Origin of the sequence: Variovorax davisae, assembly GCF_030316845.1 — a bacterium.
Taxonomy (GTDB): domain Bacteria; phylum Pseudomonadota; class Gammaproteobacteria; order Burkholderiales; family Burkholderiaceae_C; genus Variovorax; species Variovorax davisae.
On the sequence record NZ_JASZYS010000009.1, the window covers coordinates 83,101 to 96,459 of the forward strand.

Annotated in this window: 11 protein-coding genes and 1 other RNA gene; 5 read left to right on the forward strand and 7 right to left on the reverse strand. The window is 68.0% G+C overall.

The genetic code is table 11. The features are described 5' to 3' along the window. Positions 1-25: 25 nt before the first annotated feature. The 7 genes from QTI33_RS20840 to ompA all read right to left on the reverse strand — a co-directional run bounded on the left by QTI33_RS20840 (position 26) and on the right by ompA (position 6,759). Positions 26-784 (reverse strand): pseudouridine synthase, encoded by a 759-nt coding sequence (locus QTI33_RS20840; RefSeq protein WP_286508177.1) that lies wholly within the window; start codon positions 782-784, stop codon positions 26-28. After that, the gene (ggt, locus tag QTI33_RS20845) at positions 785-2,521 is read right to left on the reverse strand and encodes a gamma-glutamyltransferase (protein ID WP_286508178.1); all 1,737 of its coding nucleotides are present in this window, start codon (positions 2,519-2,521) and stop codon (positions 785-787) included. 24 nt (positions 2,522-2,545) lie between these two features. Further along, complete coding sequence (locus tag QTI33_RS20850; RefSeq protein WP_286508179.1) at positions 2,546-4,141, reverse strand: methyltransferase regulatory domain-containing protein; 1,596 nt, start codon at positions 4,139-4,141, stop codon at positions 2,546-2,548. 88 nt (positions 4,142-4,229) lie between these two features. Beyond that, positions 4,230-4,617, reverse strand: a transfer-messenger RNA (tmRNA) gene (gene ssrA / locus QTI33_RS20855). Positions 4,618-4,629: 12 nt separating this feature from the next. Continuing rightward, a complete protein-coding gene (gph, locus tag QTI33_RS20860; protein ID WP_286508180.1) occupies positions 4,630-5,298 on the reverse strand; it encodes a phosphoglycolate phosphatase in 669 nt (222 codons plus the stop codon). Then, complete coding sequence (gene ubiG / locus QTI33_RS20865) at positions 5,295-6,014, reverse strand: bifunctional 2-polyprenyl-6-hydroxyphenol methylase/3-demethylubiquinol 3-O-methyltransferase UbiG (protein ID WP_286508181.1); 720 nt, start codon at positions 6,012-6,014, stop codon at positions 5,295-5,297. The genes gph and ubiG overlap by 4 nt, the downstream gene beginning before the upstream one ends. Positions 6,015-6,111: 97 nt before the next feature. Next, complete coding sequence (gene ompA / locus QTI33_RS20870) at positions 6,112-6,759, reverse strand: outer membrane protein OmpA (protein WP_286508182.1); 648 nt, start codon at positions 6,757-6,759, stop codon at positions 6,112-6,114. Positions 6,760-6,984: 225 nt separating this feature from the next. On the opposite strand from ompA, the gene gyrA reads away from it, so the two are divergent. The 5 genes from gyrA to QTI33_RS20895 are packed head-to-tail and all read left to right on the forward strand — an operon-like array spanning position 6,985 to position 13,357. Beyond that, on the forward strand, positions 6,985-9,636 hold the full coding sequence (gene gyrA, locus QTI33_RS20875; protein ID WP_286508183.1) for a DNA gyrase subunit A: 2,652 nt from the start codon (positions 6,985-6,987) through the stop codon (positions 9,634-9,636). Further along, a complete protein-coding gene (locus QTI33_RS20880; RefSeq protein WP_286508184.1) occupies positions 9,633-10,217 on the forward strand; it encodes a DUF2059 domain-containing protein in 585 nt (194 codons plus the stop codon). Before gyrA ends, QTI33_RS20880 begins: the two co-directional genes overlap by 4 nt. Before the next feature lie 50 nt (positions 10,218-10,267). Continuing rightward, positions 10,268-11,335 carry a 3-phosphoserine/phosphohydroxythreonine transaminase gene (gene serC / locus QTI33_RS20885; RefSeq protein ID WP_286508366.1) on the forward strand — a complete coding sequence of 356 codons (1,068 nt, stop codon included), beginning with the start codon at positions 10,268-10,270 and terminating at the stop codon, positions 11,333-11,335. 22 nt (positions 11,336-11,357) lie between these two features. Next, a complete protein-coding gene (gene pheA, locus QTI33_RS20890) occupies positions 11,358-12,476 on the forward strand; it encodes a prephenate dehydratase (RefSeq protein WP_286508185.1) in 1,119 nt (372 codons plus the stop codon). Between the two features lie 2 nt (positions 12,477-12,478). After that, positions 12,479-13,357, forward strand: a complete 879-nt coding sequence (locus QTI33_RS20895; protein WP_286508186.1) for a prephenate dehydrogenase — start codon at positions 12,479-12,481, stop codon at positions 13,355-13,357. The last annotated feature ends 2 nt before the right edge of the window (positions 13,358-13,359 follow it).

Below are 13,359 nucleotides of genomic sequence, written 5' to 3' on the forward strand. Positions count from 1 at the left end.
GAGTTCCGGAGGAAGACTGGCTATCTTAACGAGCCACGCCGACCATTGGCTGACCGCCGCGCGCGCTGCGCAGGCCTTCGACCTGATCTGCGTCAAGCCAGCGCCACTGGCCGGGCGCCAGGTCGGCCGGCAGCGCCAGCTGCCCGATGCGCGAGCGATGCAGCGCCTCGACCCGGTTGCCGACCGCCGCCAGCATGCGCTTGACCTGGTGGTACTTGCCTTCGGTCAGCGTCAGGCTCAGCTGCAGCGGGCCGGTGGCCTCGCAGGCCGCGGCCCGCACCGGCTTCGGGTCGTCGTCGAGCACCACGCCGGCCAGCAGGCGGTCGATCTGGCCCGGGTCGACCGGATGCTTGGTCGTGACCTCGTAGACCTTCGGCACATGGTGCTTCGGAGACCCCATCCGGTGGATGAACTGGCCGTCGTCCGTCAGCAGCAGCAGGCCCGTGGTGTCCTGGTCGAGCCGGCCGATCGCCTGCACGCCCTGCACCGCGCCCTTGTTCGGCCGCAGCCGCAGCGGCGAAGGCAGCAGCGTGTAGATGCTCGGGTAGGTCGAGGGCTTCTGCGAGCACTCGGTGCCGGCCGGCTTGTGCAGCATCAGGTAGGCCTTCTCGTGGTAGGCCCAGGCGGTGCCCTGGACAGTGAAGCGCAGGCCGTCGGTCGCCACGTCCGCGCCCGGATCGGTGACCGCGGCGCCGTCGATCGTGACGAAGCCCTGCTGGACCAGCCCGGCGCACACGCGCCGGGTGCCGAAGCCCTGGGTGTAGAGGATTTCTTCGATGTGCATTCAGTAGCCGAGCGCGAGGCCCGTGTTGCGGCGCGGATCGTTGGCGCCATAGAAGCGGTTGGCGCCCACCGGCCGCCCGCCCAGCGAGGGCGCGCCGACGAGGATCGCCGCCAGGTGGTTGGCGGGCTGGGCCTCGCCGAATTCGTGGCCCATGCCGACCAGGATCTTGCGGGTGTCCGGCGACAGCGCGAAAGGCTCGACGTTGGTCACGTCCGGCAGCCACTGCTGGTGGAAGCGCGGAGCGTCCACGGCCTCCTGCACGTCCATGCCGTAGTCGACCAGGTTCAGGATGCTGTGGAGCACCGTCGTGATGATGCGGCTGCCGCCCGGCGTGCCGACCACCAGCACCGGCCGGCCGTCGCGGGCGACGATGGTCGGGCTCATCGAGCTCAGGGGCCGCTTGCCCGGCGCGATCGCATTGGCTTCGCCCTGGACCAGCCCATACATGTTGGGCTCGCCCGCCTTCGAAGTGAAGTCGTCCATCTCGTTGTTGAGCAGGACGCCGGTGCCTGCCGCCATGACCTTGGCACCGAACCAGTCGTTCAGGGTGTAGGTCACCGACACGGCATTGCCCCACTGGTCGAGGATCGAATAGTGCGTGGTGTTGCTGCCTTCGTGCGGCGCGACCCCGGTACTCAAATCCTTGGACACGCCGGCGCGCGCCGGGTCGATGGTGCTGCGGATCTTGTCGGCATAGCGCTTGTCGATCAGCCGCTCGACCGGGTTCTTCACGAAGTCCGGGTCGCCCAGCTGGCTGTTGCGGTCGACATAGGCATGCCGCATGGCCTCGATCTGGTAGTGCACCCCCTGGGCCGACCGGAAGCCCAGCGACTTGAGCGGGTAGCCCTCGAGGATGTTCAGCATCTCGCACAGCACCACGCCGCCCGAACTCGGCGGCGGTGCGGAGATCACGCGATAGCCGCGGTAGCTGCACTCGATCGGAAGCAGTTCGCGCGCCTGGTACTGGTCGAGGTCGGCCTGCGTGATCAGGCCGCCGCCGGCCTGGCTCGATGCCACGATCGCGCCGCCCACGGGCCCCTTGTAGAAGCCGTCAGCCCCGTGGCGGCTGATCGCCTTCAGGGTCTTCGCCAGGTCTTTCTGGACCAGCTTCTGGCCCACGGCGAAGGCTTCGCCCTTGTTCAGGAACACCGCCGCCGAGGCCGGATCGCTGCTGAAGTCGGCGGTGGCGGTGGCCAGCATGTCGATGTCGCCCTGCTGCAGCACGAAGCCGCGCTCGGCCAGCGCGATCGACGGCGCGATCAGGGCGCTGCGCTTCATGGTGCCGTACTGCTCGCGGGCCCGCTCGAGGCCGGCGACCGTGCCGGGCACGCCGACCGCGAGGTGGCCCCGGGTGCTCAGGCCCTGGATCACGTTGCCGTCCTTGTCGAGGTACATGTGGGGCGTCGCGGCCAGCGGCGCCTTCTCGCGGAAATCCAGGAAGGTCTTGCGGCCGTCGGCCAGCTGCGCCGTCATGAAGCCGCCGCCGCCGAGATTGCCGGCCGCCGGATAGACCACCGCCAGCGCATAGCCCACCGCCACCGCGGCGTCGAACGCGTTGCCCCCGCGCTTGAGCACGTTGACGCCCACCTGCGTCGCCAGGGACTGCGCGCTCACGACCATCCCGTTCTCGGCCGTGACCGGCGCCTGCGAGGCCGCATGCGCCAGCGCGCCGGCCCATGCAAAAGCGGCGGCCACGCCCAGGCGCAGCGCCTTCGTCCAGCAGTGGTTCTGTTGCATCGATCTGGTTCCTGGTGAATGGGTTCAGCCCGTGAGCAAGGCCTTGCGACGCAGGTCCCGCAGGGCGAACCCCACCTGCTGGCGGGCGAACTCGCGCAGCGCCTCGTCGCCGGCCAGTGGCTTGTCGTCCTTGCCGATGAGGCGCAGCCGTCCGGCCTGCGCCTCGGCCACCAGGTGGCCGGCCAGGTCTTCGTGGGCGTGCCGGCCGTCGAGCAGCGGCAGCAACAGCCGCTCGAGCGGCGACAGCGCGACCTGCTCGTGCCACTGGTTGCTGGCCGCGGCCGCCGGCCCGGCGCTCAGCGCGACCTCGCGCGCGTTGCGCAGCGCCGCCGGGGCCTGCGGAAAAGGCGACACATGGGCCGCCACCTGCGGTGCCGTGCGCCGGATGCGGACTGCGCCGAGGATCACCAGTTCCTCGAGCATCGCCAGCACCAGCGGATCGACCACCGCGCGCGCCTCGCCGATGCGGGCCGACACCTCCGCCGCCAGCGCGTCGACCTCGACGGTGGCCGGAAAGCGCTCGTCGAGCACCTGCGCGACGGCCCGGTGGATCGGCAGCCGCAGCGTGAGCTTCTGCTCGCGCAGGCCGGTGCACGACAGCTCGCCGCCGTCGAGCGCCAGCACGCCCCCGTCGTCGGCGGCGAAGCGGCCGGCGTAGGCGAGCGCGCGCAGGCGCTCGAATTCGAGCCGGTAGCGGATCTCGCCCGCGCGCTCGCGCCGGACCAGCAGGGTCTGGCGGGACGCCCGGTTGACCAGGAAGTCCAGCGTCTGCTCCATCAGGATCTGGCTCGCGCCGCACTGCCGCATCAGGGGCTCGCGCACCCGCTCGCTGTAGTTCTGGGCGAACATCGTGTGCGGCTCGGCGTCGGCCAGGTAGGCCAGGCCATGGGCATCGGCGCGCTCGACGAACTGCTTGAAGTAGCACGGCGCGTTCGAAGGCGCCAGCCATTCATGCAGCAGCTGGGCGTCGCTCGCGCCGCGCACCGCGGGCAGCGCTTCGTCGAGCGTCGCCCGCAGCACGCTGCCCGGACGCGCCGCCTGGGCGAGAAACTCGAGCATGCCGCGCGCGTAGGAGAGCTTTTCGTCGGGATCGTCGCGCGGGGCGCCGCGCAGGCGCATGGCGTCGCGCACGGTCTCGCGCGCCTTCCAGCCCGGATGGACGTTGTAGCTGACGCAGGCCACGCCGTCCGGCGCGAGGTTCTGCGCGCAGACCCGCAGGATCGCCTCCTGCATCGCCGGCTGCACCCGGCTGTAGAGGCCGTGGCAGATGATGTAGTCGAACTGGCCGAAGGAGGCGTCGATGTCCGCCAGGTCCATCGCCCGCAAGTCGATGTTCATGAGCCGCGCCCGCGCGATCACGCCGGCGCCTTCCTTCAGGCGGGCCGGCGACAGGTCGACGCCGACCGCGTGCGCCTGCGGATGCCGGGCGGCAAAGGGAATGAGATTGGCACCCGCACCGCAGCCCAGTTCGAGCACGCGGGCTCCGGCGGGCGGCGGCGAGCGGACGCCGAACAGGAAGGCCAGCGCCTCCAGCTGCTCCGGACACGACTGCGGGAAAGGAAGCGCGTCGTGCGAAAGCACGTCGCTGTGGCTCGTCAATGTCGTCGTCGATGAATCCATGGGCCTCTTTGCACGGACCGGGTACCGTGGAGGGATTGGATCGCAGAGACGCCGCCGAAGCAAAATGCATCGGCGGCGCCTTCTTGAATGGTGGAGCTGGGGGGATTTGAACCCCCGTCCGCAAGCCTTCTTCGCGCAGATCTACATGTTTAGCGGTCTGATTTGAGTCTCGCCACCGGTGTCGCGCAGTCGCACGCTACACCGGCCGCCAGCACCCTATTTTCTCGTCCCGACCCAAGGTACCCGGATCAGGACCAGCCCATGTAGATTATCTTTGCAGCCGGGAGGCGTCAGATTGCTCTAGCGCCCCCTTGCCCAGCCCATCGGCCTGCTGTTGCAAAGCTCACCGGCAATTAAGCGGCGAGTGCGAAACGTTCGTCGTTTGCAGTTAGTTTGTTTGAATCTGTTTTACGAGCGCATTCAGCTCGACATGCCCCGCTGCGATTCCGAACCCACGTCGAAACCAGTGCAGCCCCAAGCGAGCTATTTTAGGCCTGTTTCAGCAACATCAAGAGCTCCATGGGCGAAGCGATGGCGGCATCGGCCTCCCAGCGCGCCACTTCGGCCTGCTCGCCCATGTAGCCGTAGGTCGCGGCCACCGTGCGCATGCCGGCGGCGCGGCCAGCCAGGATGTCGCGCTCGTCGTCGCCGACATACATGCAGCGCGCCGGCGCCACGCCGAGCCGGCGCGCCGCCTCGAACAGCGGCTCCGGGTGCGGCTTGGCATGCGGCGTGGTGTCGCCGCTGACGATGGCACGGGCGCTTTCGAACAGCGCCATCGCGCGCGTCAGCGGCACGGTGAAGCGCTCCGACTTGTTGGTGACCACCCCCCACTGCAGCCCGGCGGCCTTCAGGGCCTCGACCAGTTCGGCCACGCCCTCGAAGACCTGGGTATTGCGCAGCATCCGCGACTCGTACTTGACAAAGAACTCCTCGCGCAGCGCCGGAAACTCGGGCGCCTCCGGCGTGATGCCGAAGGCCACGCCCAGCATGCCCCGGGCGCCGGCGCCGGCCATCGGCCGATAGCGCGCCAGCGGCAGCGACGGCAGGCCGCGCTCGGTACGCATCTGGTCGGCCGCGGCGCCCAGGTCGGGGGCGCTGTCGATCAGGGTGCCGTCGAGGTCGAACAGGACGGCTTCGGTGCGCGCCGCCTTCACAGGGAGCCCGCCGGCTTCCGGGTGGCGAACATGTAATTGACGCCGGTGTCGCTGCTCAGCCAATAGCGCCGCGTCACCGGGTTGTGCTCGAGGCCGCGGGTATGGCGCAGGTCGAGCCCGGCGGCGCGGCAGTGGGCGGCCAGCTCGCTCGGCCGGATCAGCTTCTGGTATTCGTGCGTGCCGCGCGGCAGCATGCCGAGCACGTACTCGGCTCCCACGATCGCCAGCATGAAGGACTTGAGGCTGCGGTTGATGGTCGAGAAGAAGACCCAGCCGCCGGGCTTGGCCAGATCGGCGCAGGCCTTGACGACCGAGGCCGGATCGGGCACGTGTTCGAGCATCTCCATGCAGGTCACGACGTCGAAAGTGGCCGGCTGCTCGGCCGCCAGCGCCTCGGCACTGACCGAACGGTACTTGACGCCGCGGGTGCCGGCCTCCAGGGCATGCAGCTGCGCCACCTTGAGCGCCTTGTCCGCCAGGTCGACACCCAGCACCTCGGCGCCCTTGCGCGCCATCGAGTCGGCCAGGATGCCGCCGCCGCAGCCGACGTCGAGCACCTTGCGCCCGGCAATCGGCGCGATGCCGTCGATCCAGTCGAGCCGCAGCGGATTAATTTCGTGCAGCGGCCGGAATTCACTTTCGAGATCCCACCAGCGGTGCGCGAGTTCGGAAAATTTGGCGAGTTCTGCCGGATCGGCATTCACGGTATCGGTCATGCAGCGATTATGAAACGTCGGGAATTGAAATGCCGGCACCCGGCCGGCCATAAAAAAACCCCGCCGAGGCGGGGTTTTCATCAGCGATTCTGGCGAATCACTTGTTGGGGCGGGTGCCGACCACTTCGATTTCCACGCGGCGGTTCTTGGCGCGGCCTTCGGCGGTGCGGTTGTCAGCGATCGGCTGGCTCTTGCCCTTGCCTTCGGTGTACACGCGGTTCTTTTCGACGCCCAGCGAGACCAGGAAGGCCTTGACGGCTTCAGCGCGGCGGACCGACAGCTTCTGGTTGTACGCAACGGTACCGATCCAGTCGGTGTGACCGACGGCGATGATGACTTCGAGGTTCACGTCCTTGATCTTCGAGACCAGGTCGGTGAGCTTGGCGCGGCCTTCGGGCTTCAGGACGTACTTGTCGAAGTCGAAGAAGGCGTCAGCAGCGAAGGTGACCTTCGAAGCAGCGACTGCCGGGGGAACCGGAGCCGGTGCGGGAGCGGGAGCAGCAGCCACCGGAGGTGCCGGAACCAGAGCGCCGTCGCAACCAGCGGCAGCCGTTGCGGGCGTCCAGTTGGCATCGCGCCAGCACAGTTCATTGGTGCCGTTCTTCCAGACCAGTTCACCGGTGCCGTTTTGCCAGTTGTCGATGACCGGGCCGCCATTCGCAGCGGTGACACGGGTCTGCGCGCCGGCGGCAGTGGCGAGCGCAGCGACTGCAAACATCATCGCCACTTTATTCAGTTTCTTCATGGTTCTCCTCTTGGGGAAAAAGCCGCAGCCGCGCTGCGAATCAAGGACGCTTTAAGTGACCACCACCCAAAACGTTGAGGCGATTGTGCCATAGGGTCTTTGGCAAACCCCCCCGCAGACGCCCCGGAAACGTAGGACGGAGGCGGAATACCGGCCTTGTGTTGCGGCGGTGCGACACCGTCCACAGCGTAAAATTCCGCCTCCCTTGCCGTCTGCGTGCCGCCCATGACCTCGTTCGCCAAAGAAACACTGCCCATCAGCCTCGAAGAGGAAATGCGTCGCAGCTACCTGGATTACGCCATGAGCGTGATCGTCGGCCGCGCCCTCCCGGACGCGCGGGACGGCCTCAAACCGGTGCATCGGCGCGTCCTGTACGCGATGCACGAGCTCAACAACGACTGGAACCGGCCGTACAAGAAGTCGGCCCGTATCGTCGGCGACGTCATCGGCAAGTACCACCCGCACGGCGACCAGTCGGTCTACGACACCATCGTGCGGATGGCGCAGAACTTCTCGATGCGCCACATGCTGGTTGACGGCCAGGGCAATTTCGGCTCGGTCGACGGCGATATGGCGGCCGCGATGCGCTATACCGAGATCCGGCTGGCCAAAATTGCCCATGAAATGCTGGGCGATATCGACAAGGAAACGGTCGATTTCGGCCCCAATTACGACGGCTCCGAAAAAGAGCCGCTGGTATTGCCGAGCAAACTGCCGAATCTGCTGGTCAATGGCGCCGGCGGCATCGCGGTCGGCATGGCGACCAACATTCCGCCGCACAACCTGAACGAGGTGGTCGACGCCTGCCTGCACCTGCTGCGCCACCCTGACGCCAGCATCGACGACCTGATGGAGATCGTGCCGGCGCCCGACTTCCCCACCGCCGGCATCATCTACGGCATCAACGGCATCAAGGACGGCTATCGCACCGGCCGCGGCAAGGTCGTGATGCGCGCCCGCTGCCACTTCGAGGACATCGACCGCGGCCAGCGGCAGGCGATCATCGTCGACGAGCTGCCCTACCAGGTCAACAAGAAGACGCTCCAGGAGCGCATGGCCGAGCTGGTGCACGAGAAGAAGATCGAAGGCATCAGCCACATCCAGGACGAGTCCGACAAGTCGGGCATGCGACTGGTGATCGAGCTCAAGCGCGGCGAAGTGCCCGAGGTGGTGCTCAACAACCTCTACAAGCAAACCCAGCTGCAGGACACCTTCGGCATCAACATGGTGGCGCTGGTCGACGGCCAGCCCAAGCTGTGCAACCTCAAGGACCTGATCGAGGTCTTCCTGCAGCACCGGCGCGAAGTGGTCACCCGCCGCACCGTCTTCACCCTGCGCAAGGCACGCGAGCGCGGCCATGTGCTGGAGGGCCTGGCGGTGGCGCTGGCCAACATCGACGAATTCATCGCGATCATCCGCAACGCCCCGACGCCCCCGGTGGCCAAGGCCGAGCTCATGAGCCGCGCCTGGGACAGCAAGCTGGTGCGCGAGATGCTCACCCGCACCCGCGCCGACGGCGGCGTGATCAACGCCGACGACTACCGCCCGGACGGCCTGGAGCGCGAATACGGCATGCACGCCGACGGCCTCTACAAGCTGTCGGACACCCAGGCCCAGGAAATCCTGCAGATGCGCCTGCAGCGCCTGACCGGCCTCGAACAGGACAAGATCGTCGCCGAATACAAGGACGTGATGGCCGAGATCGACGACCTGCTCGACATCCTGGCCAAGCCGGAGCGGGTCTCGGTGATCATCGGCGACGAACTCGGCGCGATCAAGCAGGAGTTCGGCCAGAGCAAGCTGGGCGCCCGCCGCAGCCTGGTCGAGCACAGCGCCTTCGACCTCTCGACCGAAGACCTGATCACGCCCACCGACATGGTCGTCACCCTGTCGCACAGCGGCTACATCAAGAGCCAGCCGCTCAGCGAGTACCGGGCCCAGAAGCGCGGCGGCCGAGGCAAGCAGGCGACGGCGACCAAAGAGGACGACTGGATCGACCAGCTGTTCATCGCCAACACGCACGACTACATCCTGTGCTTCTCGAACCGCGGCCGGCTCTACTGGCTCAAGGTCTGGGAGGTGCCCGCGGGTTCGCGCGGCTCGCGCGGCCGGCCGATCGTCAACATGTTCCCGCTGCAGGAAGGCGAGAAGATCAACGTCGTGCTGGCGCTGACCGGCGAGAAGCGCACCTTCCCCGCCAACCAGTACGTCTTCATGGCGACCTCGATGGGCACGGTCAAGAAGACCGCCCTCGACGAGTTCAGCAACCCGCGCAAGGCCGGCATCATCGCGGTCGACCTCGACCCGGGCGACTACCTCGTCGGTGCCGCGCTGACCGACGGCGCCCACGACGTGATGCTGTTCTCCGACGGCGGCAAGGCCGTGCGCTTCGACGAGAACGACGTCCGCCCGATGGGCCGCAACGCCCGCGGCGTGCGCGGCATGATGCTCGAGGACGGCCAGGGCGTGATCGCCATGCTGGTGGCCGAGGACGAGGAGCAGAGCGTGCTCACGGCAACCGAAAACGGTTACGGAAAACGCACAAGCATTACCGAGTACACGCGTCACGGCCGGGGAACCAAGGGCATGATCGCGATTCAACAAAGTGAACGTAACGGCAAAGTGGTGGCCGCGACTCTCGTGCATGCCGACGACGAGATCATGCTCATCACCGACAAGGGTGTCCTCGTGCGCACCCGAGTCTCCGAAATCCGCGAACTGGGGCGTGCGACGCAAGGCGTCACCCTGATCGGACTCGACGAAGGCGCCAAGCTCAGCGGGCTGCAGCGCATCGTCGAAAATGACGCGAATATCGAGAATGAACCCGGCGCCGACGACGACTCATCCACCCCCTCTTCAACGGAGAACCCTCAGTGAAAAAAATCAAACTCGCGCTCCTGACGGCCGCGCTTGCCGGCAGTTCGCTGGCCATGGCCCAGGACAAGGCGACCTTGATCAAGCAGTTCATCGACATGCAGCGCCCCGGCGTCGAATCGCTGGCGCGCGGACTGGTCGAACAGTCGAGCGCCCCGATCGCCCAGGCCGGCTCCCAGTACCTGCAGACGCAGGTGCCGGCCGAGAAGCGCGAAGCCGCCGCCAAGGCCGCCGATGCCGAACTCAAGAAGTACTTCGACGAGGCCTACCCGATCGTGCGCGACAAGGCCGTGCAGCTGGCACCGGGCGCCCTGACGCCGATCATGGAGCAGAACTTCAGCGAAGATGAGCTCAAGCAGCTCATGGCCTGGATCAGCTCGCCGCTGAGCAAGAAGTACCAGGAGATCAACCCCAAGCTGCAGACCGCCCTGACCGAGAAGCTGGTGGGCGAAACGCGCGCCACGATCGAGCCGAAGATGGTCGCGCTCGACGCCAGCGTCGCCAAGGCCCTGGGCGCGCCGACCAGCGCACCCGCCGGTGCCGGCAAGGCCGCAGCGCCCGCCAAGGCGCCCGCCAAGAAGTGACCAAGCCCGCGGGTCCGCGCCCGTACAACTTCTCCGCCGGCCCGGCCGCGATGCCGGAGGCGGTGCTGCAGCGCGCTGCCGCCGAGATGCTCGACTGGCACGGCAGCGGCATGGGCGTGATGGAAATGAGCCATCGCGGCAAGGAGTTCGGCGCGATCTGCACCCAGGCCGAGGCCGACATCCGCGAACTGCTCGCGGTGCCGTCGCAGTTCCACATCCTGTTCATGCAGGGCGGTGGCCTGGGCGAGAACGCGATCGTCCCGATGAACCTGTCGCGCGGCACGCGCGCCGATTTCGTCCTCACGGGCAGCTGGAGCATCAAGTCGCAGAAGGAAGCCCAGCGCTACTGCGAGGCGAAGGTGGTGGCGAGCAATGCGGCCGACGGCCACACCCGGCTGCCGGATGCGGCCGGCTGGCAGTTGTCGGCCGACGCGTCCTACGTCCACGTCTGCACCAACGAGACCATCAACGGCGTCGAATTCCAGCAGCTGCCCGACCTGGCCGCGCTCGGCAGCAAGGCGCCGCTGGTGATCGACTTCTCGTCGCACGTGGCCTCGCGCGCGGTCGACTGGTCGCGCGTGGGCCTGGCCTTCGGCGGCGCCCAGAAGAACCTCGGCCCGGCCGGCCTCACGATCGTGATCGTGCGCGACGACCTGCTCGGCCATGCGCTCCAGATCTGCCCGAGCGCCTTCAACTACAAGACGGTGGCCGACAACCAGTCGATGTACAACACGCCCCCGACCTGGGGCATCTACATCGCCGGCCTGACCTTCCAGTGGCTGCGCGAGCAGCAAGAGGGCGACTTGCGCGGCGTCGCCGCCATGGAGGCGCGCAACATCGCCAAGGCGCGGCTGCTGTACGACTTCATCGACGGCTCGGACTTCTACGCCAACAAGGTCGACCCTGGCTGCCGCTCGCGCATGAACGTGCCCTTCTTCCTGGCCGACGAAAGCCGCAACGAGGCCTTCCTGGCCGGCGCCCGCGAGGCCGGGCTGCTGCAGCTCAAGGGCCACAAGTCGGTCGGCGGCATGCGCGCCAGCATCTACAACGCCATGCCGCTGGCCGGCGTGCAGGCGCTGGTGGCCTACATGCGAGAATTCGAACGGTCGCGTGCGTAGAAGGCACGAGCGACCCGACCGAATGACCGCACCAGCCACACCGCCCTCCACCCCCGAAACGTCCCCCGGCCTGGCCGATCTGCGCGTGCAGATCGACTCGCTCGACCAGCAGCTCCTCGACCTCCTGAACCGGCGCGCCCGCGTGGCCGAACAGGTCGGCGAGGTGAAGAAGCGCGAGGGCACGCCCTTCTTCCGGCCCGACCGCGTGGCCCAGGTGATCGAAAAGATGCAGCAGAGCAACGGCGGCCCGCTGAAGGCGCTGCACGTGGCCGCCATCTGGCGCGAGATCATGTCGGCCTGCCTGGCGCTCGAATCGCCGCAGCGGGTGGCCGTGCTCGGGCCCGAAGGCACCTTCTGCGAGCAGGCCGCGGTCGAGTACTTCGGCGGCGCCGCCGACCTGGTCTATTGCGCCAGTTTCGACGAGGTCTTCCACGCCACCGCCGCCGGCAGCGCCCAGTACGGCGTGGTCGGCGTCGAGAACTCCACCGAGGGCGTGGTCACCCGCTCGCTCGACCTGTTCCTGCACTCGCCCACCCACGTGGTCGGCGAAGTCAGCCTGCTGGTGCGCCACCACCTGCTGCGCTCGAGCAATTCGCTCGAGGGCATCGAAGCGGTGCTGGCCCATCCGCAGGCGCTGGCCCAGTGCCAGACCTGGCTCGCCAAGCACCTGCCGAATGCCGAGCGGCGCGCGGTGTCGAGCAATGCCGAAGGCGCCCGGCTGGCGGCCGGCAACCCGGCCTGGGCCGGCCTGGCGAGCGAACGCGCCGCCACCCGCTTCGGGCTGCACATCGTCGCCCATGCGATCCAGGACGACTCCTACAACCGCACCCGCTTCGCCATCATCTGCCTGCCGCAGACCCTGGCGATGCCGCCGGCCTCCGGGCGCGACTGCACCAGCCTGGTGGTGTCGGTGCCGAACCAGCCCGGCGCGGTGCACGACCTGCTGGTGCCGCTCAAGGCCAACAACGTCTCGATGACCCGCTTCGAGTCGCGGCCGGCGCGCACCGGCCAGTGGGAGTACTACTTCTACATCGACCTCGACGGCCATCCCTCGCAACCCAACGTGGCCGCCGCGCTCGTCGAACTGCGCAAGCTGTGCGCGTTCTACAAGGTCCTGGGCGCCTACCCGATCAAAGCCTGACGATGATCGAACAGTTGGGCCTGATCGGCTGCGGTTTGATGGGCGGCTCGTTCGCGCTGGCGCTCAAGCGCGCGAAGCTGGTCAAGCGGGTGGTCGGCTACAGCAAGTCGCCCTCGACCACCGAGCGCGCCCGCCAGCTCGGCGTGATCGACGTCGCCGCGCCGTCCGCGCTGCTGGCGATGTCGGGCGCCGACCTGGTGCTGATCGCGGTCCCGGTGGGCGCCTCCGAGCAGACCTTCAAGGCGATCCGCCACGGCATCAACGACAAGATGTTCGTGATGGACGTCGGCTCGACCAAGGGCGACGTCATCGAGGCCGCCCGGCGCGGGCTGCAGGACCAGATCGGCGCTTTCGTGCCCGCCCATCCGATCGCCGGCAAGGAGGTCGCCGGGGTCGAGCATGCGGATGCCGACCTGTACGCCGGGCGCCAGGTGGTGCTGACGCCGGTCAAGGCCACGCTGCGCTCGAACGTGCAGCGGGCCTCCAAGGTCTGGAGTGCCATCGGGGCCAAGGTGGTGACGATGACGCCGGAGGCCCATGACAGCGCCTTCGCGGCGGTCAGCCACCTGCCGCACCTGCTGGCCTTCGCCTTCATCAACGCCCTGACCGCGCACCCCCAGGGCGGCCGCTTCCTCGAACTGGCGGGCCCGGGCTTCCGCGACTTCACGCGCATCGCCGCCAGCGACCCGACCATGTGGCGCGACGTCCTGCTGGCCAACCGCGACCAGGTGCTGCTGCAGGCGCAGGGCTTCCGCGAGGCCCTGGCCCACCTCGAGGCACTGGTGCGCACCAGCAACGCCCAGGAGCTCGAAGACGCGATCGCGGCGGCGAGCGGCGTTCGCTCCCTGTGGCAGCCGGGCGTGGCCGCCTCGCCGGACTGACC

Excerpts from the sequence above, each read along its gene's own strand:
- QTI33_RS20840 (WP_286508177.1), bottom strand. The coding sequence starts at position 784 with ATGCACATCGAAGAAATCCTCTACACCCAGGGCTTCGGCACCCGGCGC.
- ggt (WP_286508178.1), bottom strand. The coding sequence starts at position 2,521 with ATGCAACAGAACCACTGCTGGACGAAGGCGCTGCGCCTGGGCGTGGCC.
- QTI33_RS20850 (WP_286508179.1), bottom strand. The coding sequence starts at position 4,141 with ATGGATTCATCGACGACGACATTGACGAGCCACAGCGACGTGCTTTCG.
- ubiG (WP_286508181.1), bottom strand. The coding sequence starts at position 6,014 with ATGACCGATACCGTGAATGCCGATCCGGCAGAACTCGCCAAATTTTCC.
- ompA (WP_286508182.1), bottom strand. The coding sequence starts at position 6,759 with ATGAAGAAACTGAATAAAGTGGCGATGATGTTTGCAGTCGCTGCGCTC.
- gyrA (WP_286508183.1), top strand. The coding sequence starts at position 6,985 with ATGACCTCGTTCGCCAAAGAAACACTGCCCATCAGCCTCGAAGAGGAA.
- serC (WP_286508366.1), top strand. The coding sequence starts at position 10,268 with ATGCCGGAGGCGGTGCTGCAGCGCGCTGCCGCCGAGATGCTCGACTGG.
- pheA (WP_286508185.1), top strand. The coding sequence starts at position 11,358 with ATGACCGCACCAGCCACACCGCCCTCCACCCCCGAAACGTCCCCCGGC.
- QTI33_RS20895 (WP_286508186.1), top strand. The coding sequence starts at position 12,479 with ATGATCGAACAGTTGGGCCTGATCGGCTGCGGTTTGATGGGCGGCTCG.